Source organism: Citrobacter sp. Cpo142 (genome assembly GCF_030332425.1).
In the GTDB taxonomy this organism is placed as follows: Bacteria; Pseudomonadota; Gammaproteobacteria; order Enterobacterales; family Enterobacteriaceae; genus Citrobacter; species Citrobacter portucalensis.
This window is the reverse complement of record NZ_JAOWHW010000127.1, coordinates 1-25,992: the sequence shown is the minus strand read 5'-3', so window position 1 is coordinate 25,992 and position 25,992 is coordinate 1. Positions and strand designations below refer to the sequence as shown.

The following is a 25,992-nucleotide window of genomic DNA, read 5'->3' as shown; positions in this document are numbered from 1 at the left end:
AGTAAGGGATCCCTTGCAGGAAGCGTCAGGCGGGAAACGGCAAAAACATGGATTAAATAGCTACACCACATGGTTATGTGATGGATATTCCAATTTTAAAATTTACCGACAATCACTCAATTAAATTTAATTCATTGATATTAAAGAATATTAAAAACAATAAATTTATACGCATGAAATTTAATATGGAATAATTTATAACCACAATATGGATTTTAATGATCCGAATATAAAAAAACCCTGCCAGAGGGCAGGGTTTAACGGTTCTGGAAAGCGAATTAACGTGCCAGCCAGCCGCCATCTACTGCAACGGTATAGCCGTTGATATAGTCAGATGCGCTGGACGCCAGGAACACGACAGGCCCCATAAGATCGCTCGGCAGACCCCAACGACCCGCCGGAATACGATCGAGGATTTCTGCGCTACGTTGCTCATCAGCACGCAGCTGTTGAGTGTTATTCGTCGCCATGTAACCCGGTGCAATCGCGTTGACGTTGATGTTATGTTTTGCCCACTCGTTCGCCATCAGACGGGTAACGCCCATTACGCCGCTTTTAGACGCGGTGTAAGACGGCACGCGGATCCCGCCCTGGAAGGAAAGCATAGAGGCGATGTTGATAATTTTGCCGCCGTTACCCTGAGCGATAAAGTGCTTCGCCGCGGCCTGAGACATAAAGAACACGCTCTTAATGTTCAGGTTCATCACGTCATCCCAGTCTTTTTCGCTGAAGTCGATCGCATCGTCACGACGGATAAGACCCGCGTTGTTGACCAGAATATCGATATGGCCGAATTCTGCCACTGCGCGCTCCAGCAGCGCCGGAATACCATCGATTTGACGCAGATCGGCGGTCAGGCTTAAAAAACGGCGGCCCAGTGCGGTCACGCGTTCGATGGTTTCTGTCGGTTCAACAATGTTGATCCCGACGATATCGCAGCCTGCTTCAGCCAGGCCCAGCGCCATACCCTGACCCAGGCCGGTGTCACAACCGGTCACAACGGCGACTTTACCTTCAAGAGAGAATGCATTCAAAATCATTGTAAATCCTTAATTTTTTATAGTGCCCGCCGCAGCAGGCACGGCTGTCGCCCGCAACTAGCGCAGATCTTTTACTGCAACATGGTCCATATCATCAAAGACCTGGTTTTCGCCGACCATGCCCCAAATGAACGTATAAGCTTTTGTGCCGACACCGGAGTGAATAGACCAGCTTGGAGAAATCACCGCCTGCTCGTTGTGCATCACAATATGACGCGTTTCCTGAGGCTGACCCATCATGTGGAAGACGCAGGTATCTTCTTCCATATTGAAGTAGAAATAGACTTCCATACGACGTTCATGGGTATGACACGGCATGGTGTTCCACAGGTTACCCGGTGCCAGTTCAGTAAGACCCATGCTCAACTGGCAGGTTTCCAGAACATCCGGCACAAAGTATTTGTTGATGGTGCGACGATTGCTGGTAAGGTTATCGCCCAGCGTCACTGGCGCAACGTCTGCAGGCGTGACTTTCTTAGTTGGGTAAGTCGAGTGTGCCGGCGCGCAGTTGTAGTAGAATTTCGCCGGTTTCGCCGCATCAATACTGGCGAATACCACTTCTTTTGCCCCTTTTCCGACGTACAGCGCGTCGCGATGACCAATTTCATAGCACTGGCCGTCAACGGTAATCGTGCCCGGGCCGCCGATATTGATCACACCCAGCTCACGACGTTCGAGGAAATAGGTTACGCCCAGCTGTTTGCCGACTTCGCCACCCACAGAGACGGTTTTGGTCACTGGCATAATGCCGCCAACAATGATGCGGTCGATGTGGCTGTAGACCATGGTGTATTCATCTGCGACAAACACTTCTTCGACCAAAAACTCATTACGCAGCCCCTGAGTGTCCAGGGTTTTCGCATGCGCACTATGGATACTTTGTCTTACGTCCACATTTACCTCCAGTGATAAATTGACCGTGAATGCTTAAACGAATAGCAAAACGCTGTTCCGTTTTATCTTATGCGCTCATGATATCCCTCCCTGAATGTGTTTTCAATTATAACTAAAACGTTGTTTCACTTTTTCCGCATCTTATTATCAAAAGTGTAAGTGCGATCACGCTAGCGCATATAAATCGCAAAAATGGTTTCAATAAAATCATTTAAAACAATTAGATAGATAAAAACATAAAAGAACAGGTCATTAGTGGCAGGGATAAGATATTGAAAATACAGCCAGGCTCATACGTCGTTCACACACCTTTTCTAACAAAGTGCGCTATCATTCACATGAAATGAAACAACGTTTTGATATGTTGGTAGGGTTTAGAGTGTATGTTTCTGTAACTGGCCTTGCCCTCCTGTTGGAGGGCTTTTTTATAGATGCAGGAGAAAATCATCAGAAAAGGCGTTTAAGCAGAGAAATCGAAGGGAAATTAGTCTCGTTCGATAGCGAGCGCCACGCCCTGACCGCCACCAATACACAGCGTTGCCAGTCCTTTGTGCGCCCGACGCTTCACCATTTCATGTACCAGTGAAACCAGAATTCGGCAGCCAGATGCGCCAATCGGATGGCCGAGCGCAATAGCCCCGCCGTTCACATTCACCCGCCTTTCATCCCACTCCAGCATTTTCCCAACGGATAATGCCTGCGCAGCGAAGGCCTCATTTGCTTCGATAAGATCAACATCAGCCAGTTGCCAGCCCACACGCTCAAGGCAGCGGCGCGTTGCATACACTGGCGCAATCCCCATGAGCGCGGGATCGACCCCCACGCTGGCAAAGGCGCGAATACGGGCCAGTACAGGTAAGTTCAGTTCCTGCGCCTTGGCCTCACTCATCATCATCACCGCAGCGGCGCCATCGTTGATGGATGACGCGTTACCCGCCGTTACCGAACCGAGCCTGTCAAAGGTAGGATCCAGACGCGCCAGCCCCTCGGCGCTGGCATCGGTACGCGGTTGTTCGTCGGTGTCCACCACGAACGATTGCCCGTTACGCAGCGTTACCACCGGCACGATTTCATCTTTAAATCGTCCGGCATCAATTGCCATCCGCGCTTTGTGCTGCGAGTGCAGCGCGTAGGCATCCTGCAATTCGCGGCTGATGCCGTATTCTCGCGCCAGGTTTTCCGCGGTAACGCCCATGTGATAATCGTTGAAGGCATCCCACAGACCGTCATGTACCAGGCTGTCGACCAGTTGGCTGTTCCCCAGCTCTGCGCCAGTGCGGCTATCGGTAAGGACATGCGGTGCACGGCTCATATTCTCTTGTCCGCCCGCAATCACAATGTCGGCTTCGCCACACTGGATAGCCTGGGTCGCCAGATGCAGCGCTTTCAGACCCGAGCCACAGACATCGTTAATGGTGATGGCGGAAACGGTATTGGGTAGCCCACCATTGATGGCAGACTGACGTGCAGGGTTCTGCCCGGCACCTGCGGTAAGCACCTGTCCGAGGATCACTTCATCCACAGCGTGAACGTCCACGCCCGTGCGCTCCAGTAACGCCTTGACCACCATGCTGCCTAACTCAACGGCAGAGTGGCGCGCCAGCGTCCCCTGGAAGCAGCCAATCGGTGTCCTTAATGCCCCGACGATCACAACCTCTTTCATCACTACCTCAGCGCAAAATAACACCGCAATAGTAGATGATTGTTAAAAATAGTTATCAAGGTTGTTTAAAAACGGTGATTTTTATCACAAAGGAAATTCGTATCACTTATTGGTCATCTGAACGCCACTCTGCTGCAAATGGTCACGCAACCAGCTTCCTGCCACACCAGGCGGTGATTTCTTATTCCACAACAGATCGATAGAGATAGCCTTTGGCCAGCCGGGCAGTTGTAATTGAACCAGTGGTTTTTCTGCCGCAAACTCCTCCACCAACGCACAAGGGAGCGCGCACCAGCCAAATCCCTGAACAGCCATACTCAGCAATAACAGATAGTTAGGAGCAGACCAGACGGGACCGCGCGCCACGTTGGTGCCGCTTTCCAGATAGGTATTCAGACGCAGCTCGCGCCAGGTGTGTAGTTGCTCCCACTGCAGTTTTTCTTGAGCCGCGAGCGGATGCGACGCTGCAACGTATAATCCCATCCAGGTTTGCATCGGCAGACGCGTAACGCCCATGTCGGTCGGGTAATCCTCCCGCGCCTCGATCAACCCCACCTGTGCGCGTCCTTTTTGCAGCAGATCGATCACGTCTTCATCTTCCCCAATCAGGCATTCAAACTCGGTATGGGGAAACTTGCGATCAAACTGCACCATCAACTCTTCCAGCACATCCGGATGCAGCGTGTCAGACAGCACAAAGGTCAGACGCGCCTCAGTTTCACCCGACAGCGAGATCGCCGCCTCATCGAGACGTTCGCTGGCCGTCAGAATAGCCTGCACATAACCCAACACCCGCTTACCTTCTTCGGTCAGCGTTGGCTGGCGGGATGAGCGGTCAAACAGTGCAAAACCAAGATCGGCTTCCAGATGCGCAATGGCCGTACTGATAGTGGACTGGCTTTTACGCAGCCGCCGGGCCGCCGCAGAAAATGAACCGCAGGAAACGGTCTCCACAAATGCCGTTAATGCTTCAGGAGAATAACGCATGAGCTATCTACTTTATCGATGGATACTATCTTTTAGATATCACATAAAACGATAAAATTGCCACCATTCCGTTATCCGGGCATCAAAGAAGGTTTTAGGTTATGCAACACGATACAGTCCAACGTCGCTCGTTAGTGGAGCGTATTTTTCATGCCGTCTGCTTTGAAGGCATTGCCACCGCGATCCTTGCACCAACCACCGCATGGTTGATGCAGCGCTCGGTGCTGGAAATGGGCGGACTGACCATTCTTCTCGCCACCACGGCGATGATCTGGAATATCATTTATAACGCCCTGTTTGACCGTTTGTGGCCGTCACACCAGGTAAAACGTACGGCGAAAGTGCGAGCATTTCACGCCTTAGGTTTTGAGAGCGGTTTTATTGTGATCGGGGTGAGCATCGTGGCGTATGTGCTAAACGTCAGCCTGGTTCAGGCATTCACGCTGGAAATAGGTTTCTTCCTGTTCTTCCTGCCGTACACCATGTTCTATAACTGGGCTTATGACACGTTACGCGAGCGCGTTATGAAGCGCCGCCAGCAGCGCGTTACTGCCTGATAATTAAAATAATAGTCGGAATCTTCTCGGTTCCGGCTATTGTTCCATTCACTCGACCGATTTTTCACTCCTCCCCCAGCCCCTGCCATTTGTGGTAAATTGCGCTTCTTTTTGTTTATTTTATAGTTGATACGTTCAAATAATGTCGAAATTTTGGTCAAAAGAAGAGACTCTCTGGAGCTTCGCACTATATGGGACTGCCGTCGGCGCAGGGACCCTCTTCCTCCCCATACAGCTGGGTTCTGCAGGCGCGGTGGTATTGTTTATCACCGCTCTCGTCGCCTGGCCTTTAACCTACTGGCCGCACAAGGCGCTATGCCAGTTTATCCTGTCCTCAAAAACGTCGGCTGGTGAAGGGATCACTGGCGCAGTTACTCACTACTACGGCAAGAAGATTGGCTGCCTGATCACCACCCTCTATTTTATTGCCTTCTTTGTGGTGGTGCTGATTTACGCCGTAGCGATAACCAATTCACTCACTGAACAGCTGGCAAAACATATCACTATCGATCTGCGGATCCGCATGCTGGTCAGCTTTGGCGTGGTGCTGGTGCTGAACCTGATTTTTCTGATGGGCCGACAAGCCACTATTCGGGTCATGGGCTTTTTGGTGTTCCCGCTCATCGCATACTTTTTGTTCCTTTCGCTCTACCTGACCGGAAGCTGGCAGCCAACGCTACTCACCGGCCAGATGTCTTTCGATCAGCACACGCTTCATCAGGTTTGGATATCTATTCCCGTGATGGTTTTCGCTTTTAGCCATACGCCAATTATCTCTACGTTCGCCATCGACAGACGAGAGAAATACGGCGAGCAGGCCATGGGTAAATGCAAAAAAATCATGAAGGTAGCCTACGTCATCATCTGCCTGAGCGTACTGTTTTTCGTCTTCAGCTGTTTGCTTTCGATTCCGACAAACTATATCGAAGACGCGAAAAATGAAGGCGTGACGATTCTTTCCGCGCTGTCGATGATGCCAAACGCGCCGGCATGGCTGTCGATTTCCGGGATCATCGTTGCCGTCGTAGCGATGTCAAAATCGTTCCTCGGCACCTACTTTGGCGTCATTGAAGGGGCAACGGAGGTAGTAAAAACGTCGTTGCATCAGGTGGGTGTGAAGAAAAGCCGGGCCTTTAACCGCGCTCTGTCCATCATGCTGGTCTCGGCTATCACGTTTATCATTTGCTGCATTAATCCTAATGCCATTTCAATGATTTACGCGATAAGCGGCCCGCTGATTGCCATGATTCTGTTTATCATGCCGACATTATCTACCTATCTGATCCCGGCGCTGAAACCGTACCGTTCAGTGGGTAATCTGATCACCCTGATCGTCGGTCTGCTGTGCGTATCTGTGATGTTTTTTGGCTAGAACGTGTTGTTTAACGGCTAAAGCATCAACCTGTGTTGGCGGAAGTAATGAACATGCTATCTCAGAGAAGGGTTCCGTTCACCTCATGTTCATCGTTTCTCTGAAGCACCGATTCCTGTGAACGTGCAAGGGAGGCTCACCGCCGCCTCCCTTGCAACCCAGGCTCCCGGCGGGAAAATCGTCGCTACGCGATTCATTCGTCTTATGCCGTCTGCCTGCCGGGTCGGGGCCGAGCCTGCGTCCATGCAGGCCGTCCCCTCTGTCCGCATCCCTGCGGACAGCCCCGGTCAGACGTCAACTCCTCATCGATTTTCAGCCGGACCCGAGTCATCGCTTCAACGCTCTGATTTCCAGTTAAATCTGTTTTGCTGTTCAGACCAAAAACGCAGATGGTGAGGTATGGGCTGGTCCGGCTGAAAATTGCCGACGTGTTTCCGTAAGCCCGGGAGAGCCAGCATGGATGCTGGCTCAGGGCGCGCTTTGCAGGGACGCTACCTCGCGCCCGACCCGGTAGCCTGGAGGAATAAGCGGAGGGGACCGCGGAGCGGCAATTTTCCCGCCGGGAGCCGGGATTGTAAAGGGCGTGGCGAAGAACGCCCTTTACACGTTCACGGGTATCGATGCTTCAGAAAAATAACACTGCTGAGGTGAACGGAACCCTGAGAAAGAATCACATGTTCACCCTACATGCTTAACTGGACGGTATTGAACGTGGATGAGCCGTTAAACTGACTTATTTGATGTACGAATCCAGTACTTTCAGGATCACATCCAAATCTTCTTCGCGCTTAATTTCATCGCCCTGATGCACAATGTGCTCGGTCAGATGACCTTTAATCACTTCACGCATTAATCCATTTACCGCCCCGCGGATTGCCGCTATTTGCTGCAATACCGCCGCACATTCATGCGGTTCATCCAGCATGGTTTTCAACGCCGCTACTTGCCCCTGAATCTTGCTGGTTCGGGCTTTCAGCTTTTGTTTGTCGCGGATCGTATGTGACATAACTTTACCTTTTTAACGTCTGGCTGTAGGGACAATACCATCGACATTCTACTGGGGGGTAGTATTTGATACTGGGGGGGAGTAGAATCAGACGAAATTAAACAACTAAGAATCATTCTCATGGGTGAGTTTTCTACGCTTCTTCAGCAAGGCAACGCCTGGTTTTTCATTCCCAGCGCGATTCTACTGGGTGTGTTACACGGCCTGGAGCCGGGGCATTCCAAGACGATGATGGCGGCCTTTATTATTGCCATTAAGGGGACCATCAAACAGGCGGTGATGCTGGGGCTGGCAGCAACGCTGTCGCATACCGCCGTAGTTTGGTTGATTGCGCTCGGTGGCATGTATATCAGCAAAGCGTTTACCGCCCAGGCCGTTGAGCCCTGGCTGCAATTTATCTCGGCGATAATTATTCTCGGGACCGCATTCTGGATGTTCTGGCGAACCTGGCAGGGAGAGCAGAACTGGCTGGCCCAGACGCATCACGACCACGATCACGGGCATCACCACCACCATGATCATGACGACCATCATCATGACCACGATGACGATCATCACCATCACCATCACCATCACCATCACGAACACGAGCATAATCACGACCATGCCGCACTGGCAGGACTCACCGAAGGCTCGAAAGAGTATCAGGATGCCCACGAACGGGCGCATGCCACCGATATTCAGCGCCGCTTTGCGGGCAAAGAGGTCACCAACGGCCAAATATTATTGTTCGGTCTGACCGGCGGGCTTATCCCGTGTCCAGCCGCCATTACGGTGCTGCTGATTTGCATCCAGCTCAAAGCCTTCACGCTGGGTGCCACCATGGTGCTGTGCTTTAGCCTCGGGCTGGCACTGACGCTGGTAACGGTGGGCGTGGGAGCGGCAATCAGCGTGCAGCAGGCGGCCAAACGCTGGAGCGGATTTAACACGATGGCACGCAAAGCCCCCTATTTTTCCAGTGTGCTCATTGCGATGGTCGGTTTATATATGGGGATTCACGGCTATATGGGGATCGTCGGTTAACACTAAGAGAGCGCAGCAGCGATTGCCGCTGCGCGTAAAACCAGGCTAGCTTTCGACATTGCCCCACACCAGTTGCCCTTTATGGAAGGTCGCGGTGCGTGGAGAAATTCGCGCGACCGCTTCCGCCGAACAGGAGGCATCCACCAGCACAAAGCTGGCTTCATCCTGCGCTTTCGGCCAAACGCGCTCACCTTTTTCGTTAAGCGGCAACACATCGCCGGTGGCGAGGAACAACGCCCGCGACAGGTTGAGTTCGTTGGGGCGAATATAGAGCTGCGCGTACAGATTTGCCTTTTCCAGCATGTCGCCCAGCCCGTACGGCGACCAGTGATCAATTACGCTGTCGGTTCCGGTAATCACTTCAACGCCTTTATCGCGCAGCTGCTTGAGCGGCATGTGCAAGGTACCGATCGGCACCGTCGAGGCAATGGTAATCTGCTGCGTCGCCATGCGGCCCGCCAACGTGTCTACCTGCTGTTCGTTCAACGTTGCCAGTGCAAACGCGTGGCTGATGGTCAGTTTGCCCTTTAACTGCGGCGTTTTCTCCACCGTCTCCACCATGTAATTCACCGCCGCCACGCCTGCCGGACTGGTTTCATGCAGATGGATATCTACGCCTTTATCGTAATCCAGCGCAATCTGGAACATGGTGTCGAGGGATTTTTCCATCGCCCCATCGACGCTGGTTGGGTCCAGACCGCCGACGTAATGCGCTCCCGCCTGCATCGCTTCGCGCATCAGCGGTTCAGATTTTGATAACAGCAGGCCATGCTGCGGAAATGCCACGATTTCACAGGCAAAACCCGGCTGACGACGCGCCAGTACCGCCTGCAGGTTTTCGAGGTTTTTCAGCCCGGAAACCGGTTCTATGTTGCAGTGGCTGCGGGCGATCGAGGTGCCTTTTGATTGCAGCAGATCGATCAGCTTTTCTGCGCGCTCCTGCGTATAAGGCTGGAGTTCAGGCAGCAGCTTTTGTTCCAGGCGGATCATATCCTGAATAGTGGTGCCAGCCGGGCGGTTCAGCGAACGCCAGGGACCGCCGTAAAAGGTTTTATCCAGATGGATGTGCATGTCGCGCATGGCGGGCAGCATCAGCTTTCCACCCGCATCGTAGTGCGGCAGCGTCGCATCCGGATGCTGCTTATTCTCGCGCAGCGCAACGATTTTTCCGTCCTGGATTTCAACGGTTTGCAGCGCGGTACGGGTATGCACCACCACTGAGTTTTCGTAATCAAAGCCCGCTTCCAGCAGGACGTTATCCAGGTAATAGTGTTTATCGTTAATCGTCATTGTGCTCTTCGACCCGCAGGTGTTCCCGACAGGATTAGCAGCATACGCGACCGGAGCGACCGCGCCAAACAGCGCGGCAGCGGTCACCATTTTTCCGCTCTGGCTTAAAAATTCACGGCGGCTGTTACTTTCCTTCATTCACGTCTCCTCTCAGGAATGGACAATATGGGTGCCCGTTTCGCCGCGCAGTGCGGCGGGCAGGCATTCCGGCGTGGTGATGATCACTCGTTTACCGCCACGCTCCAGAAACGTCAGGCTGGCAACGATCTTGGGTAACATGCTGCCAGGCGGGAAATGTCCCTCGTGCATGTAACGGGTCATCGTTGCGACATCCACCGTATCCAGCGCCTGCTGGTTGGGTTTGCCAAAATGGATACAAACCTGCTCGACGCCGGTGGTGATCACCAGAATGTCGGCGCGGATCTCCTGTGCCAACAGCGCCGTGGAGAGATCTTTATCAATCACCGCGTCCACGCTCTGGTAATCCCCTTGATCGCTACGCACCACCGGGATCCCGCCGCCGCCCGCGCCAATCACCACAAAGCCTTGCTGGGTCAGCGTTTTGATCGCCTCCGCCTCGACAATGCGCTTCGGTTGTGGAGAGGCGACTACCCGACGGTAGCCGCGCCCCGAATCCTCAACAAAGCGCCAGCCCGGATTGACCCGCTGCAGTTCATCACGCTGCGCTTCGCTAAAGAACGCCCCGATGGGCTTGGTCGGATTAGCGAAGCCCGGATCGTTTTTGTCGACCTCCACTTGCGTTACTACCGTAACTGCCTTCTGCTCACCGCGCCGCGCCAGGCGGTTATTCAGCGCCTGTTGGATCAGATAACCGATACCGCCCTGCGTATCGGCAACGCAGTTTGCCAGCGGGGTAAGCGGCAGCCCTTCACGCTCGTGCGCGATTTCCGCACGCCGCAGATCCAGCCCTACCTGTGGCCCGTTACCGTGCGTCAGCACAATGTTGTAGTCCGATGCCAGCATCTCCAGCACCGTATCCGCTACCGCTTTCACCGCTTCAGCCTGGTGTTCAATCGACTGGCTGGCGTTATCTTTGATAATGCTGTTGCCGCCAATGGCAACGACCACAAGTTCTTTCATAGTGTTATCTTCCGCTTGCAGGCAATTCAGGTCGTTTTCGTCGGTTCCTGCTCAGGCGCAGTCACCGCTTCACGGCTATCCAGAACATGCTTAAGGACAAACATTCCGCTCATCATGAGGTAGGCCACAACAAACATCATCGAGCTGCCTTCCGCAAAGCCAACCGCAGGGGAGTGAATCACGCCAAACAGCGATAACAGCGCGCCAAAGGCTGCAGCAATCGCGCCGCGCAGCGGCTTGTTCATAATGGCGAAGATAGCGACGCAGCCCCACAGCATGCTGGCCAGCGGTGCGCCGCTTCCCAGATGCACCAGTCCGTCGTAATAGACACCTTTGCTGTGCAGCAAGTCGCTACCCAGTTTCCCCGCGGATGTTCCGGCAGCGCCCATCACGCTGTTGACGATGGTCAATGCCCAGTTGGCAATCCACGGGAAAAGACAGATGAAGATGACGGGAACCTCGACTTTGGGCGTTTCTCGCACCACCTGGTTGGCGGTCACCACGCCGATAAACACCAGAATCGGCACTATCGCGGTCATCGGAATAATGGCGAGCATAAACGCCCCCAGCCCAAACAGCGGCACCAGGAACATGGTGATGCCTGAAGCGAGGGTATAGCCGATGCTGGCGCCCATCGCTTTCCAGCCCGCATGCCCAACATATACGGTCACCGGGAACGGGTTACCCAGCATGCAGCCGAGCATGGAAGCAAAGCCGTTCGCCATCATGACCTTACGGGTGTTGTACTCATCGCCCGCCGCGTGCGCACTTTCAATGTTCTCAAGGTCAAAAATATAGTTCGCCAGGCCCAAAGGAACTGCAGAAGCCAGATACGGTAGTGCGTGCGGTAAACCTTGCAGGAAGCTGTCGACATGAATTTCCGGCGGGTTGAAGCCAAAGGAAGACATCGACGCTTTAATGGCTTCCGGGCTTTGTAAACCGGAGATCCATGCCAGGGCCGTACCGGCAATCAGCAGCAGCAAACCGGTAGGAATACGAGCAAAAATCGGCTTCTTACCGAACCAGTTAATGAAGATCAGCAACAGGACGATGAAAGAGACGGTCGGCGCTTCGAATGCCTGCAGCATCGGGTTCATCGCCAGCAGCAACAGCCCCAGGCCGGACAGACAAGAAAGCAGTACCGTACGTGGGATCATCTTGCGGATGGTCTCGCCCAGGAAGGAGCCGCCCACCAGGATCAACGCTTCGACAAAGCACCACACCAGGGCTATCTGGATAGCGAAGTTGGCATCTTTGGTTTGCTGATAAACCGGCATCAGCACCAGGAAGGTCACGGTGAAGATTGACGGTGCACTTGGTCCGGACGGCAGCGCCGTTACGTCGTTACGCCCGGTGTGCTTTGCCATCTGCAGGCCAAACCAGGCGTAGCAGACGCTGGCCACCAGCACCGCCAGACCAAAGGCAGGCGCAATGCGACCATAGACAATTTCGGTAGGGATCCCGACGACAAAAATGAGTAGTCCCATCATTGTCAGCAGGTTAGTCAGGTTGTTGGTCATCAGCCCAAAGTAAGCCGCCCAGTCACCACGTTTCCATTCTAGTTTTATGCTGTTCATGGAATATCCTTAACAGGTTAAGCATCATTTGCGATCGCGGAGATCGCCCAGCCCTGCAGGTAAGCAACGTTTTTCGCTTCGCTACTGTGGGGCTAACCGCGTTAGCCCCGGTTATTGTTATTGGCAGTAGCGGTCGCGCCAGTTGAGGATCGCCTTTTCAAAACAGGCGAACGGCGGGTGAACTATTCCGGCGCCGATCATGCCGATCCCCGCGTCTTTGTGCGCAATAGCGGTGTTGATCACCGGCAGAATGCCAGTGCTGCCTACGCGCGTAATATCGATAGCGGTCGGTACGCCCATAAAACCAAGCAGCGGAATGGTGACGTTGGGGTTTTCGCCGAGAGTGATTTCACGCATCTGGCGAGAGAAATCAACGGCCTCTTCGACCGTACCGCCCACCAGTGCCACGATGGCCGGCGCCGTCGCCATAGCGAAACCGCCAATGCCGTAGGTTTCGGTAATCGCGCTATCGCCGATATCACGTCCGGAATCTTCCGGCTTGTAGCCCGCAAACATCGGTCCTATCACCTGCTGCGCCGGGCCAGTAAACCACTGGCCCGGTAAACCGCTAATGCGCAGACCGAACTCAACGCCGTTGCGCGCCATCGTCGTCACCACGGTGCTGTATTCAATACCGTGTGCAGCGTCCATTGCGGCTTTACACATCGCCATCCAGGTCGGTCCGGAGAAGTAATCACTACTAAGGACGAACTCGAACACCTCACGTTGCTGCTCAACCGGATAGCCGGTCTGAATAATCCACGGCGTCAGCGCCTGAATCAGCAGCGCCGTCCCGGCGTTGTTGCGGTTATGGCACTCATCACCCATGTGCAATGCCTGCGCCAGCATCAGACGCAGATCGATTTCGCCCGCCAGCTTCATAGCGTCGCGCAGCATCGGTCCCAGCACATCGCGCATCCAGTGCAAACGATCGATAACGCTCTGATCGTTCGCGCCCATGCGCAGGATCTTCGCCATCTGCTCGCTCATATTGGTATATGCGCGGTTGCCGTAGGTTTTGTTCTCGACGATGTGCATAAACATCGATGCCGATGTCACGCCCGCCATCGAGCCGACACAGTCATGCTCGTGGCACGGAGAGAAGATGATTTCACCCGAGGCGGCCAGTTCCGCGGCTTCATCCAGATCTTTCGCCAGCCCTTCAAAGACCAGCGCCCCGGTTACCGCCCCCTTCATTGCGCCGCACATTTTTTCCCAGCGGATTGGCGGCCCGGCGTGCAGGATGGTGTTACGGGTCATGCCCGGCACGACGTTGATCGCCTGGTCATAGCCAATCAGTACCGGATGCGACTGGATAATACGTTCCAGCGCCTGCTGGTTAGCGGCCGCGATTTTGTCTGCCAGCGGCGAATCGGCAATGTCGTCCAGCGCGGCCACGACCTGCATGTTGCCCTGCCCCGGCGGCGTCCAGTCGAGCTGGGTCACCGGTATGTTCTGCTTTTTCAGGTCATCGCTGAACATTGCGATGCCAACGTTAATCACGTTCAGCGGCTGGTTAAACAGTGTCTGGCTCATCAGGCTTCCTCCCCTTTACAGATAAATTCACGCGCCAGCAATCCGGTGTTGGTGCTACTGCTCGCCCAGATAACCCCGGCGTCGGTCAGCATCTGACACTGTTTTTCCAGCGACGGCGTATCAAGATCGGTTCCCAGCACATAGCCGAGGATCTCAAGCGGACGACCGTCTGCGGCGGCGATCGCTTTGGCTTCAACGATCGCATCGAGCATCACGCCAACCGGATCTTCATGTGATCCAAATCCAAGGACGAAGTCCATCACGATCACGCCAACTTCAGGATCGCGCGCTTCCTGCAACAGACGACTAATGCGGTTGGTGGGATCGATCATCGGGTGCGGTTTGCCATTGGTAAAATCGTCATCACCGAAATCCAGGAAGGTATGCGCCACGCTGCGGTTGAGATCTTTCAGGCGGAACGCCGGATCCGGATGAATGTTGCTGTAAACTTCGGCATGTTTTTCCATGGCAGCAAACATCGCCTCATCGCACAACGTGCCGCCACAAAACAAGCCACGGATGTACTTTTGCTGTGGAGTCAGACGGGCGCGAACCTCTTCAATCAGCGGCCAGTTGAGCGGATGCAGATCCAGACTCTCTTTTTTCACGCCGGTCAGCAGTACCGCTTTCAACGCCGCCTCTTTAGTACCGCGGGCAAACTGCAGGCCTTTTTCATCCGCAGGCGCGGCTTCACGGCCCAGGAAACACACCACCACGGGCTTATGACAGGCGCGTGCACGTTCCAGCACCTTGTGCGCCACCGCTGGCGCAGGAGGTTTGGAGATAAGTGCGATGATCTCAGTTTGCGGATCGGCCTCCAGCATGCCAATCGCGTCAAGCATCATCAGGCCGCCAATCTTTTCACTCAGATCGCGTCCACCTGTGCCAATTAGCTGGGAAATCCCGCCGCCAAATTCGTGAATGCGTACGCTCAGCTCCTGGCTGCCGGTACCGGAGGCACCAATAATTCCGATGTTGCCGCGACGCACCGCGTTGCCAAAACACAGCGCCGCACCGTTAATGATGGCGGTTCCGCAATCGGGCCCCATCATTAACAGCCCTTTTTCATGCGCCAGCTGCTTAAGCGCCAGCTCGTCCTCAAGAGAGACGTTGTCAGAGAACAGCATCACATTGAGGTTATTTTGCAGCGCCTGACGCGCTTCACGCGCGGCAAACAGGCCATTGACCGAGATCACCGCCAGATTGCTGTCAGGAACATGCTTCTTCGCGCTGGCAAGCGTGGCATAGTGCGCTTCATGCTGGCCACCCTGCTCTTTATGCGTAAACAGATCGTCAATCGCCACCAGCGTCTGGTCGTTCGCCGCCTCGCTGGCACCTTTAATGACAATCATCAGATCGCCACTTTTCGCCTCTTCCAGCTCAGGCGTCAGCAGGCCGAGATTCTTCAGCACGCCCTTATTCATTTCTGTCGCCATAGCCACGAATGCCTGCTCAACGCCATCGAGCTTATTTGCGCGCGTAGAGATAGACATCAGTGAGACAGAATCAAAATACGTGTTCTTTTTAACAACTATCCTGATCGACATAATTCCCTCCGGACCTGTGGCTCAGGGCGCAGGCATCCGCCATGCCATACAGCATGTCGCAGCCAGAACTTGAGCCGATATTTTTAATGTCAGTAATATATTGCGTAGAAACGGGTTGTTGCTCAGTAATAAATTGGTTCAGCAGCCGTCCGATGCTTTCCCGATAACGCTGATTAAATGCTTCCTCTAGCGTTATTTTGCTGAGTAGCGTTGTATTATTTCCGGCACGTTGTAATGCTGCTAAAAAATCGTCTCGATATTTCCTCAGCGGATGTCCGGGAATAAATAAAATGGTGCTTAAACCTACTAAATAATCATCCGACGAGGGCGTCAGCCCTATCCCCAAACCAATTAAATGGCTGACCGCCGTAGTAATATTTTCTCCTGTACGCAACGCCGTCAGTAATGTTTGTCGGCGGTTGAGTAATTGACGGGTGATTTCCTGATAAAACGGGTTGTCACCCCGGTACAGAAATAATGTGTCGTCGCTTTTTAGCTGTTGGCGGATAACCTCTTCCCAATGCTGCCAGCCGACTGCGGCAAGGCTTGCTGCATCAGATGTCCACCGTGGTATTCGCCACAGCAGGCAACCTGCGGTTTCTATCCATTTATCATTGCCAACAACTATTCCCGACCCGCTAAAACTGACCCGCTCACCGGGGTGAAACAGGTCTTCACAATGCGTCAGCGCCACCCGACAGCTGTTAGGTGCGTTATCACAATCTTCACTCAGTAACGTCAACATCCGCTGCTGTTCGGGTATCAACAGGTTTACCGCGTGGGAAAAAACCTGTTCAACCCGTCCCGTTCCCCGGAAAGTGAGAAACGCGCCGTCTGCGGTTAGCGCCCGTACGCATCGCCGTAATGGCGTAGCGATAATGGCGCTCCTGTGTCAGGCTCCGGCCGCAATCAGCAGCTCGGCAATTTCGTGGTACCCTTTCTCTCGCGCCAGTTCCAGCGGGGTTTTACCGTATTTATCCGTCATGTGCGGGTTTGCGCCATGGTCGAGCAGCAGCTTAACGATCTCCTGCTGCTTCGCACCGCCGTCATTCAGCACAATGGCTTCCAGGAGCGGCGTCCAGCCAACAAAATTAGTATGGTTGACATTGATATCGGTACGCAGCAGCAGCTCACGCACGATCTCGACATGGCCTTTTTCGCTGGCTGGCGTAATACCGACGCCGCCAAAACGGCTCAGGCAATTGAGGTCGGGGTTAGCTGGTAATACCGTACGCAACAGCGTTAAATCATTCGTCAGGCAGCTAATCAGGAAGGGGTTAAAACAAGTTTGATCTTGTTTATTAATATCGGCACCCGCAGCAATCAATAAAGAAACACAGTCATAATGTTTATTCAGGCTGGCAATAATAATGGCAGTTCGCCCCTGGCGGTTGGTGGCGTTAATATCCACATTTTTTGCCAGACAGGATTTTAATCCATCGGCATTGCCCTGTTCTGCCGCCAGCAGAAATTCAGTAATGAGTTCTTTCTCTGACATAATCGCTCTCCTGCAGTTTTTTAGACTTTTTAAATATCCGATAACCTGAGAATAGCAACAGAGTGCAGAGAATAACATCCGCTTAAATTTCATTCATCGTTAGCGCATCGATTATTGAATCAATTTTAACAATGAGGACAAAACGTGCTGTAGTGCAATCTTTCCCTTATAGCTGTGGCCCTTTTAGCCACTAATCAGTAGTCCGGGAAATCAGGCGGTATGCTGCACGGATAGCGGCCTGCAATTAAAATACAGAAGTGTGATTGCCTTCAAACCAAATGTAAAACTAGTGTTAAATTCTGTTCAAAACTGATTGCTCTGTATAAGGATTACAAATACATTCAACAATCATCGTGTTGCGGATGCGCATTGTTGCCGGAGGGGAGAAAGATGAATTCAATATTTACCGAGGAAAACCTACTGGCATTTACGATGGCTGCCCGCTATAGCAGTTTCAGCAAGGCGGCGGAGGAGCTTGGCTTAACCACATCGGCAATTAGTTACACCATTAAGCGCATGGAAATGGGTCTCGACGTGGTGCTGTTTACCCGCAGTACTCGCAGCATTGAGCTGACCGAGTCCGGGCGTTACCTGTTTCGCAAGGCGACCGACCTGCTCAACGATTTCCACGCCATCAAGCGCAGCATTGATACCATCGCTCAGGGAATTGAGGCTCGGGTGCGCATCTGCATTAACCAGCTATTGTATACCCCTCAACATACGGCGCGGCTGCTGCAGGTACTCAAGAAACAGTTTCCAACCTGCCAGATAACCGTCACTACAGAGGTGTATAACGGCGTCTGGGATTCGATCATCAATAACCTGGCCAATATCGCCATTGGCGCGCCCGATACATTACTGGACGGCGGCGGAATTGATTACACCGAGATCGGCGCGATCCGTTGGTCATTTGCGATTGCCCCGGATCATCCGCTGGCGTTTATGCCTGAACCCATCTCTGAGAGCCAACTGCGCCTGTACCCGAACATCATGGTGGAAGACACCGCACACACCATCAACAAGAAGGTTGGTTGGCTGTTACACGGTCAAGAGTCGATTCTGGTTCCCGATTTTAATACCAAGTGCCAGTGCCAGATCCTGGGGGAGGGAATCGGTTTTCTGCCAGACTATATGGTGCGCGAGGCGATGGAAAAGTCGTTGCTGGTGACACGGCAGATCCACAACCCACGTCAGGATTCACGAATGCTTTTGGCAACCCAGCATTCGGCAACCGGTCGTGTCACTCAGTGGATTAAAAAAGAGTTTGGCCCACAAGGGATACTGACGGGGATTTATCAGGATTTACTGCATCGGGCGTGATGCACCGGATGGCTGTTATACCTTCCAGTGCATATAAGATAATCAGGCGCGGATATCGTCGTACTCGCGGGTTTTATCAAATTCATGTTTGGCAAACGGGCACAGCGGAATAACTTTGCGGTTTTCAGCGCGCATCTTCTCTACCACTTTCGCCACCAGCTGTTTGCCGACGCCCTGACCTTTCAGGCTGGGATCGACATCGGTATGTTCAATGATGCTCAGATGCTCGCCCGTCGGCACGAAAACAATCTCGGCAACTTGGTTGCCCTCAGCATCATTGACATAAAACTTGTTATGGCCTGCAAGAATTTCCATGCTTCCCTCACTCATTTTTGGCGATATTTCAGCGCACCGCTCGGACAGGTATCGATGACCTTGATGACCGTGGCAACGTCCACTTCATCCGGAATAATCCACGGTTTACGTTTCAGGTTAAACAGCTTCGCGCTTCCCCGCACGCAATTGCCCGAATGCTGACACATCGCCGTGTTGAAGTAGACGTCAATCTTCTCGCCGGTATAGGCCCGGTAACCTGCATCCAGTAGTTCCTTATCCACGACATTGCCTCGCATTTTTTTATTGTCTGGGTCTAATCATAGACCTATGCGAGGCTGAAGGAAGTGGCTGAAAGCAGAAATATCATTCAGGCTTTTTCTGTATCGACGGCTGCGGCTCTGGCGGCAAATACTCCAGCATCGCAGGCGTCGGCGGCGGGAGGCGGTTATCGGCAATATCCCTGTCCACATCGATATGACTGATTTCGCCATTCTCATGATGGTGGACCGTCAGCACCCTCGCCTTGTTCAGTTCCGTAACCAGCTCCCGGGTAATACGCAAACTTTCTGCCAGCTCATGGTCTTCAAGCCCGGGTCTGCGACTGCGGCGTTCGACCCGAAAACGAAACTGGTTGTACTTCGCCCAGCCAATCAGCACCAGGCCGTTGACCAGGGCGACAAGGATATAAAACGTGACCGTATCCAGCGTGGTGAAAAAGGGTCGCACCCCCATATACGGCGAATGCGCCAGGGCTGTGATCAGCCCTTTATAGATCAAATAGATAAATCCAACCCATGCGATGGCCGTCAACAACACATCGATGATGCGCGGCAGCAAACGCCGCTCCGTGAAGATCAGTGGCTGGTTCATGATTCGATCCTCCCAATACCGCGGTCAGGACTCACCCAACGCGCTCTGCCACGTTTGCGTTTGAGCATCACTTTCGGGAACGCGACCAGCGTGGTGAACAGGCTTAGCATCCAGTACACCACCGGGAACCAGATAATCCAGAACAACGAGGCGCCAATGCCTTTTTCATAGCGTCGTTCAATCATCAGGCTCACCGCAAACTGCAGCAAGCACACCACGCCGAGGATAAGTCCGGTAAAGGCTGGCGGGAACAGATGCTGTACATACAGCGAGTCCGGCATCGGGATCATCAGCCCTAACAGGAACAGCACGATACTGATCGCATAGGCAAACGACCAGGCGGTAGAAAAACAGAACTCAAGAAACAGCGGCCACATGCGGCGGAACTCCCACGACCACAGGCGACGCATGTTAACGATAAACACCTCTGCACCACCCTGCGCCCAGCGCAAACGCTGCTTCCATAGCCCTTTTAATGTTTCAGGCATCAGGATCCAGCACAGAGCGCGCGGCTCAAAGAATACCGACCAGTGGCGCAATTGCAGCTTCCAGCTGATATCGATATCTTCGGTGATCATGTCCGGGCTCCAGTAACCGACCTCGGCCAACGCGCGACGACGAAACGCCGCAACTACGCCGGAAACGGTAAAGATCTGCCCATAGACTCGCTGAGTACGCTTAATTAAGCCGATAATGGAAGAGAACTCACCGACCTGCACACGACCGATTAACGTAGAGCGGGTTCGAATACGCGGGTTCCCCGTCACCGCACCAACGCGCGGGAACTGGATCAGCGGAGCCACAATATAGGCAACGGCATCACGATCCAGTAACGCATCGCCATCAATACACACCAGGTAATCACTGCGCGCCGCGGCCGCACCGGTCTTGAGCGCCAGCGCTTTACCCTGGTTTTCAGCCAGATGAATCACCCGTAGGCTGGGGTATTCCACTGCCAGTTGTTCCAGCACGTCGTGAGTGTCATCCGTCGAACCATCGTTGATGGCGATCACTTCGATATTCTTATATCGCTGTGCCAGTGCTGCCTCAATGGTTTCACGCGCGTTGATCCCTTCGTTAAAACAGGGGATCAGAATGGAAACCAGTGGATTCCCCGGCAGAGTTGGTGGTGGCGTGTCATCTCCCCATTTCCAGTGACGTTCACGGTAAAACCAGAAATAGACCCCGCCGCTTATCCACAAAGCAGACATGAACAAAGGCCAGAAGAAGACGAAGTTCAACATCACTTCACCTGTAAAAATGACAGCCACGCCAAACGGCAGGCTGAACATCAGGCAAAGTATCAGGAAAGCAATAATGCGATCGGTCATTTTTGCGGATACCAGTATGAGGAGAACGTCGAGCGAATCTCTGACATCTCAGGTTTGTCGCTGATGAAATCATCCGGGTAATAGCCGTAGTTACCTGCACCGCTTAATTTCAGCTGGCGCATCCATTCGGCTATTTGTTTTCCGCTGATTTCAGCCTGATCCCCGGATTTACGCCAGTCTCGTGCCTGCAGTTCAAACACGGTTTTATCCAGCGCCCCAGGGGTTTGTGCAACGGCATTCACCAGTCGGTCAAGCCATGCGTTGGCATCATTGGCCGGGATTTGTTCCATGAATGGCATCGCCATCGGCGCCGTCCAGTCATAGGTATTGAGGAAATCATTCAGGTTTTGTGCAAACCATGCTTCACTTTCAGGCTCCAGTACCGGCATGGCGTAAATATTGCGCGCAGTTTGCACCTGTGGACCGCGAATATTACGCACCGTCCGGGTCAGTTGTTTGGTGAAGTCAATAAGCATCTTACTTTTCAGGCGAGTCCAGCGCTCGAACGCCTGAGGATTATTACGTATTTGCTCGATACTGCCTGGAAGCCCTGCGGCACGGTAGGCGGCTAACGCCTCCGGTGACGCATCTTCAAAATCCGTCAGGAAAGCATCGTCATGGAACAAAATACCTTTGAAGCTGGCGTGCTTCGCCAGGTCTTCATAGATTTCAGTGATGCGTTTGCGCGCTTCGCTGTCCCAGGGCGAGAGACGAACATAGTTTTCGTGATTGATAGCAGTGCGTCCCGTTTTCGGATCCCATGCGGTTACGCGTGGAATGGACGCGTCGAGATCGAAAGCCAGAACCGGCATCCAGGCATACACCGTCACCCCAGCCCGCGTTTGTAACTGCCAGGAGATATAGTTAAAGAGATCGGCACGCATCGGCAGCCAGCGGTTGGGGAAATAGACCTCACGAATATTCCCGTCGCCCTGCGGATCGGCGTACGCCTGCAGGAAGACATGAGAAATACGCATGTCATAAACGCGCTGGATCAGCTTATCGATATTTCGCTTCTGCTGAGCAGGGTCTTTGTCATACACGTAATCCAGATCGACATGCATCACGCGCATCGTCTGTGGTTCACGGACCTGAGCGACCTGACTGGCAAAGCGCTTAAGGGATGGGTTATCAGAGATCAGCACGCGCGGAATATCGTCGAGAAACGCGGCATTCGCCAACCCCTCATTAAGCGTAAAGGCCATCTTATAGCCATGCTCTTTGGCCAGGTTTAACGTTGTACCGTTGGCTGCGCCGTAAGGCCATACCCACGCACGCGGCGATTTTCCGGTCACCGCTTTGATCTTGTTAGTGATCAGAGAGATATCCGTGTTAATACGTCGTGTGTACTGTTCGTCCGTTTCGTAAGTGCCAGTTTTCTTATCATACAGGCGGTTCGCCACAGCGGGCTCTTTACTCCCCTGCGGGTTGGCCTCAGCGCCAAAGTGCGAGTTCCAGGTGTGCGCACCGACTTCCACCAACGGCGATTTCCCCATTTCTTCGACCATTTTCCAGGTGGCGAATTTGTCTCGCGCGGTCATTAAGCCACCAAAATCGACTTTTTTGTTGGCTGGCGCATCAACCCAACTGCCTACTGGCGCCCAGAGCGCAGGCCAGTTGTAGGCTTTCAGCAATGGCCAGACGCGGGTATAAAAACTGCTATACCCGTCGTCAAAGGTGAGTAATACCGCTTTTTCCGGCAGTACAATTTTACCGTCATGGGCGTCCAGAATTTGCTGCACGCTGATCGGCTGATAGCCATTATCACGCAGCCAGGCCATTTGGTCGCTCAACGCGCTGGTACGCACAGAGAGGTAGCGCTGGTCGGCTGCACCATCCTCCACATCATGGTAGCCGAGCACCAGAAAGCTATTTTTCGGCCACGGATGATCCGCCGTCAGCGGTGTTCTCTCCCCGGGAGGAACATAGCGAGGCGTTGTATTGTGCGCGCTGCTGCACGCGGTAATCATCAACCAGCCAGCGATTAATGCGCTAAGCCACAGGCATCTTTTCAGCATGAACAATCCTTAAAACCTGACATTTAAATCGAAAGCGAGGGAGATATTCCGCTCACGTTTACCGTCATAGGGGCGTTTATCCCAAATCAGCATCACCCCGCCGTCTACGACGTTGTTCCATTTAAGCCGTTGCCCGTATCCCACCTGGACGATAGCGCCTGCATCTTCACCTTGCTGCCAGTAGCCACCTACGCCAGCCAGACCTTGCTGCGTCCAGACGGTATCATAGTGGCGGTAAAGAACCTGCTCTGCGCTCAGGCCAGGGACAACCGAAAAATCACTCTTCGGGTTGTAATACGGCACATTTTCTTTGGTGTTGGTGCTCCCGCCAATGCCCGGCGTAAAGTCCAGCGTGAAGCGTGGCGTGGTCCACATGCGCTCTTTTCCGCTGAGTCCGTATTCGATGCGATCGTTACCGTCCGAGAAATGTGATGCGGCAAACGACAGTTGATATTCACGTCGTTCGTTTTGATACCAGCGAACAAACATATCGCCGCCGTTGGCATACACGCCACTACGCAGCGCGCGCAAAGGGGTATTGCGAGAGAGGCGCTCGGCCGAACCACCAACGCGCCAGTTGTCATTGAAGTCATGCCAGCCGGATAGACGCCCACCAATCTTCTGCCCATCGCCATAATTTCGGCCAGACACTTCCATTTCCGCCCAGTAATCACGGGAAGTCCATTCTGCACCCGCCGCCAGATCGCGGCTGATGCCCTTCCCTTCCTCAAATTCACCGGTAGCGAAGTTGAATCCGGTAAACAGTCGCCAGTTGTCATTAATCGGCGGACTGTAAATAGCCGTGTTGATGTTGAAGTCATTCTTACCGCTGACCGGGCTATCGGACGAGATCCCCTGCGTTCCGCTAATACGCACTTCCGACATTTTGTGGACATCACGAATACGCGCGAGGCGCAGCGTCGCTTCATCATCCGGGCTACGGGCAATAACGTCATCCGTCAGTTCATCTGCCTGTTTCCACTCCTGAAGATCCAGTGCAACGTAAGCCTGCTGACGTTCCAGCTCCAGGTTGCTTGGCTCAATTACTTCCGCCAGCTTAAGCTCTTTCTCCGCCGCATGCGGCAATCCACGCGCTTCAAGCACAGAGGCATAAGATATGCGCAATCCCTGGTTACCAGAGCCTGTTCGTGCCAGATGCTCTGCGAGCTTTTCTGCCTCTGGCAGTTCATTGGCAGCGATATGATATTGCGTCAGTAGCGACTGTCCGAGCAGCCAGTTATCGTTAGGCTGCGGCGTTGGCGAGCCATAGATACGCCGCAGATACGGACTCTCTTTGATCAAATCATCGACTTGTTTTTTGGCAGCATCGAAGTTTTCATTATCAATGTGCGCGTAGAACAGATCTTGTTGATCCTCAGGACTGAGCGGCGTCACCGGGATAGGTCCATTCGGGTAGAAGATGCTCGCCAGCATCGCTTCGGTTTTTTCCGGCTGACGTTCGCTTAACCATGCTGATGCCACCCAGCGTTTTGCATAGTTTGGTACTTCACCGCTTGCAGAAAGGGAGTCATACTCATCAATCACTTCGGCAGTACGCTTACGCACCAACAGGGCACCCATACGGTCAATTCTCGCCCGACGGACATCATTCTGCGCAGACGGCTCATCTTTCCAGGCCGCCAATAGTTGGTCATAACGGGCCAACGCTTTATCCGCTACGATAAAACGTTCTTCTTCATTACGTGCGGACGTATAAGAGGATCGGACCATTTCGGCCGCCGCATCAAGCTCAAGACGGCGCTTCACTGGATCAGCCGTGGGAACGACCTCCGCCATATTTAAAGCGGGTCCGGAAACGCGGTTCGCCGACAGCGCAGATAGCAGCGTGGATTTTGCATTTTTATTGCCTGGATCAACATCATCCGCCTGGCTGGCAACCAACAGCGCATCCCAGTTTTTCCCCTGAGAATGATATACGTAGGCAAGTAGCGCGTCGGAATCTGCGCCCGGATGTGCCTGAGCCCATTTATTCGCTTCAGTAAGGGCTTGTTGGTTGTAGCGCGCATCCGCCAACGTCATTATCCAGCCGGTGCGTACATCCACGTTATCAGGCTCTTCCTGTAAAACGCTTTCCCACACCGCCAATGAATCATTCCAGTTTTTCTGGTTACGGTACGCACGTGCAGCGGCGACTTTGCCGCGCGCAGGCACATCCATCTGCCCACGATACCGCTGCCAGATTTCAATGGTAGTTTTATCGTTGTTCTCAACCCAACCAGAAACTTGCAGCCAGTCGGCAACCTGATTTGGCGTTAGCGCACTTTTCTTTCCCTGATCCTCAAGGTAGTGCAATAGCGGCGCACTATTACCACCTCGCGCTTCAATAACCAAAGCGTCATAATCTGATACTGCTGCTGAGATTTGCATAGGGAAAAGAACGCTTGCCGTAAATAAACAGCTTACAGACTTAAAACGTTTAATGAAGTTGGCATGTCGACGCATACTGAACATATCTGCCCTTATATCTTACATCAGAGTAAAAATAAGCGTTTTCAATAAGTTACGGTCAATCCCTGACAGTTGCCGACCATGTAAGATGCACTACCGCTTATTTCGTAATAGGGTTATGAAGATATTAATTCTTTCGTCTTATTGACTACCTGTGCCTCGTCCTCTAATCGTTGGATAGGAGGCATAAACTTGTGAATTTTATCACTCTGCGTAGTTCGTGGCTACGTAATAAGAAAAGCCTTAGGCAAAAAAGCATTTTAGACTAGATTATCCTAAGGAAGGTGCGAACAAGTTCCTGATATGAGATCATCATATTCATCCGGAGCGCATCCCAGAGGGACATCATGAGCCATCAACTCACCTTCGCCGATAGTGAATTCAGCACTAAGCGCCGTCAGACCCGAAAAGAGATTTTCCTCTCCCGCATGGAGCAGATTCTGCCATGGCAGAATATGACCGCTGTCATCGAGCCGTTTTATCCCAAGGCGGGCAATGGCCGACGGCCCTATCCGCTGGAGACCATGCTGCGTATTCACTGCATGCAGCATTGGTACAACCTGAGCGACGGTGCCATGGAAGATGCCCTGTACGAAATCGCCTCCATGCGCCTGTTT

Annotated in this window: 23 protein-coding genes; 5 read left to right on the top strand and 18 right to left on the bottom strand. The window is 53.1% G+C overall.

What is annotated here, in order from left to right; genetic code table 11:
* Positions 1-278: 278 nt before the first annotated feature.
* The 4 genes from kduD to OGY18_RS17135 all read right to left on the bottom strand — a co-directional run bounded on the left by kduD (position 279) and on the right by OGY18_RS17135 (position 4,584).
* Positions 279-1,040, bottom strand: coding sequence for a 2-dehydro-3-deoxy-D-gluconate 5-dehydrogenase KduD (kduD, locus tag OGY18_RS17150; RefSeq protein ID WP_003033923.1), 762 nt, complete (start codon positions 1,038-1,040; stop codon positions 279-281).
* A gap of 57 nt (positions 1,041-1,097) precedes the next feature.
* Entirely contained in the window at positions 1,098-1,934 is an 837-nt protein-coding gene (gene kduI, locus OGY18_RS17145; RefSeq protein WP_284969353.1) for a 5-dehydro-4-deoxy-D-glucuronate isomerase, read from the bottom strand.
* A gap of 484 nt (positions 1,935-2,418) precedes the next feature.
* Entirely contained in the window at positions 2,419-3,597 is a 1,179-nt protein-coding gene (locus tag OGY18_RS17140; RefSeq protein WP_286553759.1) for an acetyl-CoA C-acetyltransferase, read from the bottom strand.
* A 102-nt stretch (positions 3,598-3,699) separates the two neighbouring features.
* Positions 3,700-4,584: a LysR family transcriptional regulator gene (locus OGY18_RS17135; RefSeq protein WP_003825574.1), complete on the bottom strand. Its 885-nt coding sequence runs from the start codon at positions 4,582-4,584 to the stop codon at positions 3,700-3,702.
* A 101-nt stretch (positions 4,585-4,685) separates the two neighbouring features.
* Here OGY18_RS17135 and OGY18_RS17130 point away from each other — a divergent pair, with 101 nt between their 5' ends.
* Positions 4,686-5,141: a multidrug/biocide efflux PACE transporter gene (locus OGY18_RS17130; protein WP_149385076.1), complete on the top strand. Its 456-nt coding sequence runs from the start codon at positions 4,686-4,688 to the stop codon at positions 5,139-5,141.
* Positions 5,142-5,283: 142 nt separating this feature from the next.
* Positions 5,284-6,513 carry an amino acid permease gene (locus OGY18_RS17125; RefSeq protein WP_149385077.1) on the top strand — a complete coding sequence of 410 codons (1,230 nt, stop codon included), beginning with the start codon at positions 5,284-5,286 and terminating at the stop codon, positions 6,511-6,513.
* Positions 6,514-7,246: 733 nt separating this feature from the next.
* Here the strand turns inward: OGY18_RS17125 and rcnR are convergent.
* Positions 7,247-7,519, bottom strand: a complete 273-nt coding sequence (gene rcnR, locus OGY18_RS17120) for a Ni(II)/Co(II)-binding transcriptional repressor RcnR (protein ID WP_003033900.1) — start codon at positions 7,517-7,519, stop codon at positions 7,247-7,249.
* 120 nt (positions 7,520-7,639) lie between these two features.
* On the opposite strand from rcnR, the gene OGY18_RS17115 reads away from it, so the two are divergent.
* Positions 7,640-8,542, top strand: coding sequence for a nickel/cobalt efflux protein RcnA (locus OGY18_RS17115; RefSeq protein ID WP_149385079.1), 903 nt, complete (start codon positions 7,640-7,642; stop codon positions 8,540-8,542).
* Positions 8,543-8,587: 45 nt separating this feature from the next.
* On the opposite strand, the gene OGY18_RS17110 is transcribed toward OGY18_RS17115, so the two are convergent.
* The 7 genes from OGY18_RS17110 to OGY18_RS17080 form a co-directional block, all read right to left on the bottom strand.
* Complete coding sequence (locus OGY18_RS17110) at positions 8,588-9,970, bottom strand: amidohydrolase family protein (RefSeq protein ID WP_063940928.1); 1,383 nt, start codon at positions 9,968-9,970, stop codon at positions 8,588-8,590.
* 12 nt (positions 9,971-9,982) lie between these two features.
* Positions 9,983-10,933 (bottom strand): carbamate kinase family protein, encoded by a 951-nt coding sequence (locus OGY18_RS17105; RefSeq protein ID WP_148361507.1) that lies wholly within the window; start codon positions 10,931-10,933, stop codon positions 9,983-9,985.
* 26 nt (positions 10,934-10,959) lie between these two features.
* On the bottom strand, positions 10,960-12,510 hold the full coding sequence (locus OGY18_RS17100) for a hypothetical protein (RefSeq protein WP_003825560.1): 1,551 nt from the start codon (positions 12,508-12,510) through the stop codon (positions 10,960-10,962).
* Positions 12,511-12,627: 117 nt separating this feature from the next.
* Positions 12,628-14,046, bottom strand: a complete 1,419-nt coding sequence (locus OGY18_RS17095; RefSeq protein ID WP_063940925.1) for a YlbE family protein — start codon at positions 14,044-14,046, stop codon at positions 12,628-12,630.
* Positions 14,046-15,593, bottom strand: a complete 1,548-nt coding sequence (gene fdrA / locus OGY18_RS17090; protein WP_063940924.1) for an acyl-CoA synthetase FdrA — start codon at positions 15,591-15,593, stop codon at positions 14,046-14,048. Before fdrA ends, OGY18_RS17095 begins: the two co-directional genes overlap by 1 nt.
* On the bottom strand, positions 15,571-16,470 hold the full coding sequence (locus OGY18_RS17085) for an oxamate carbamoyltransferase subunit AllH family protein (protein WP_082190868.1): 900 nt from the start codon (positions 16,468-16,470) through the stop codon (positions 15,571-15,573). The genes fdrA and OGY18_RS17085 overlap by 23 nt, the downstream gene beginning before the upstream one ends.
* 15 nt (positions 16,471-16,485) lie before the next feature.
* Positions 16,486-17,091, bottom strand: a complete 606-nt coding sequence (locus OGY18_RS17080) for an ankyrin repeat domain-containing protein (RefSeq protein ID WP_038633392.1) — start codon at positions 17,089-17,091, stop codon at positions 16,486-16,488.
* Between the two features lie 390 nt (positions 17,092-17,481).
* Here OGY18_RS17080 and OGY18_RS17075 point away from each other — a divergent pair, with 390 nt between their 5' ends.
* Positions 17,482-18,411 (top strand): LysR substrate-binding domain-containing protein, encoded by a 930-nt coding sequence (locus tag OGY18_RS17075; protein ID WP_003825551.1) that lies wholly within the window; start codon positions 17,482-17,484, stop codon positions 18,409-18,411.
* Positions 18,412-18,453: 42 nt separating this feature from the next.
* Here OGY18_RS17075 and OGY18_RS17070 read toward each other — a convergent pair whose 3' ends face one another.
* The 6 genes from OGY18_RS17070 to pgaA form a co-directional block, all read right to left on the bottom strand.
* The gene (locus OGY18_RS17070; protein ID WP_003033869.1) at positions 18,454-18,726 is read right to left on the bottom strand and encodes a GNAT family N-acetyltransferase; all 273 of its coding nucleotides are present in this window, start codon (positions 18,724-18,726) and stop codon (positions 18,454-18,456) included.
* 11 nt (positions 18,727-18,737) lie between these two features.
* The gene (gene yjdI / locus OGY18_RS17065) at positions 18,738-18,968 is read right to left on the bottom strand and encodes a 4Fe-4S mono-cluster protein YjdI (RefSeq protein ID WP_003825544.1); all 231 of its coding nucleotides are present in this window, start codon (positions 18,966-18,968) and stop codon (positions 18,738-18,740) included.
* Positions 18,969-19,050: 82 nt separating this feature from the next.
* Positions 19,051-19,557, bottom strand: a complete 507-nt coding sequence (gene pgaD, locus OGY18_RS17060) for a poly-beta-1,6-N-acetyl-D-glucosamine biosynthesis protein PgaD (RefSeq protein WP_003825542.1) — start codon at positions 19,555-19,557, stop codon at positions 19,051-19,053.
* Positions 19,554-20,888: a poly-beta-1,6-N-acetyl-D-glucosamine synthase gene (gene pgaC / locus OGY18_RS17055; RefSeq protein ID WP_003033859.1), complete on the bottom strand. Its 1,335-nt coding sequence runs from the start codon at positions 20,886-20,888 to the stop codon at positions 19,554-19,556. Before pgaC ends, pgaD begins: the two co-directional genes overlap by 4 nt.
* Positions 20,885-22,906, bottom strand: a complete 2,022-nt coding sequence (gene pgaB, locus OGY18_RS17050; protein WP_003825535.1) for a poly-beta-1,6-N-acetyl-D-glucosamine N-deacetylase PgaB — start codon at positions 22,904-22,906, stop codon at positions 20,885-20,887. Before pgaB ends, pgaC begins: the two co-directional genes overlap by 4 nt.
* A gap of 9 nt (positions 22,907-22,915) precedes the next feature.
* The gene (pgaA, locus tag OGY18_RS17045; RefSeq protein ID WP_003825533.1) at positions 22,916-25,378 is read right to left on the bottom strand and encodes a poly-beta-1,6 N-acetyl-D-glucosamine export porin PgaA; all 2,463 of its coding nucleotides are present in this window, start codon (positions 25,376-25,378) and stop codon (positions 22,916-22,918) included.
* Positions 25,379-25,722: 344 nt separating this feature from the next.
* Between pgaA and OGY18_RS17040 the strand changes: the two genes are divergently transcribed.
* Positions 25,723-25,992: IS5/IS1182 family transposase (locus OGY18_RS17040; RefSeq protein ID WP_032256280.1), on the top strand; the 270-nt coding region annotated here is incomplete at its 3' end.

Coding starts and splice junctions, on each gene's coding strand:
- OGY18_RS17115 (WP_149385079.1), top strand. CDS start 7,640: ATGGGTGAGTTTTCTACGCTTCTTCAGCAAGGCAACGCCTGGTTTTTC.
- rcnR (WP_003033900.1), bottom strand. CDS start 7,519: ATGTCACATACGATCCGCGACAAACAAAAGCTGAAAGCCCGAACCAGC.
- OGY18_RS17140 (WP_286553759.1), bottom strand. CDS start 3,597: ATGAAAGAGGTTGTGATCGTCGGGGCATTAAGGACACCGATTGGCTGC.
- kduD (WP_003033923.1), bottom strand. CDS start 1,040: ATGATTTTGAATGCATTCTCTCTTGAAGGTAAAGTCGCCGTTGTGACC.
- OGY18_RS17100 (WP_003825560.1), bottom strand. CDS start 12,510: ATGAACAGCATAAAACTAGAATGGAAACGTGGTGACTGGGCGGCTTAC.
- OGY18_RS17070 (WP_003033869.1), bottom strand. CDS start 18,726: ATGGAAATTCTTGCAGGCCATAACAAGTTTTATGTCAATGATGCTGAG.
- pgaA (WP_003825533.1), bottom strand. CDS start 25,378: ATGTTCAGTATGCGTCGACATGCCAACTTCATTAAACGTTTTAAGTCT.
- OGY18_RS17135 (WP_003825574.1), bottom strand. CDS start 4,584: ATGCGTTATTCTCCTGAAGCATTAACGGCATTTGTGGAGACCGTTTCC.
- pgaB (WP_003825535.1), bottom strand. CDS start 22,906: ATGCTGAAAAGATGCCTGTGGCTTAGCGCATTAATCGCTGGCTGGTTG.
- fdrA (WP_063940924.1), bottom strand. CDS start 15,593: ATGTCGATCAGGATAGTTGTTAAAAAGAACACGTATTTTGATTCTGTC.
- OGY18_RS17105 (WP_148361507.1), bottom strand. CDS start 10,933: ATGAAAGAACTTGTGGTCGTTGCCATTGGCGGCAACAGCATTATCAAA.
- OGY18_RS17125 (WP_149385077.1), top strand. CDS start 5,284: ATGTCGAAATTTTGGTCAAAAGAAGAGACTCTCTGGAGCTTCGCACTA.
- OGY18_RS17075 (WP_003825551.1), top strand. CDS start 17,482: ATGAATTCAATATTTACCGAGGAAAACCTACTGGCATTTACGATGGCT.
- OGY18_RS17110 (WP_063940928.1), bottom strand. CDS start 9,970: ATGAAGGAAAGTAACAGCCGCCGTGAATTTTTAAGCCAGAGCGGAAAA.
- OGY18_RS17080 (WP_038633392.1), bottom strand. CDS start 17,091: ATGTCAGAGAAAGAACTCATTACTGAATTTCTGCTGGCGGCAGAACAG.
- OGY18_RS17130 (WP_149385076.1), top strand. CDS start 4,686: ATGCAACACGATACAGTCCAACGTCGCTCGTTAGTGGAGCGTATTTTT.
- OGY18_RS17095 (WP_063940925.1), bottom strand. CDS start 14,046: ATGAGCCAGACACTGTTTAACCAGCCGCTGAACGTGATTAACGTTGGC.
- pgaD (WP_003825542.1), bottom strand. CDS start 19,557: ATGAACCAGCCACTGATCTTCACGGAGCGGCGTTTGCTGCCGCGCATC.
- pgaC (WP_003033859.1), bottom strand. CDS start 20,888: ATGACCGATCGCATTATTGCTTTCCTGATACTTTGCCTGATGTTCAGC.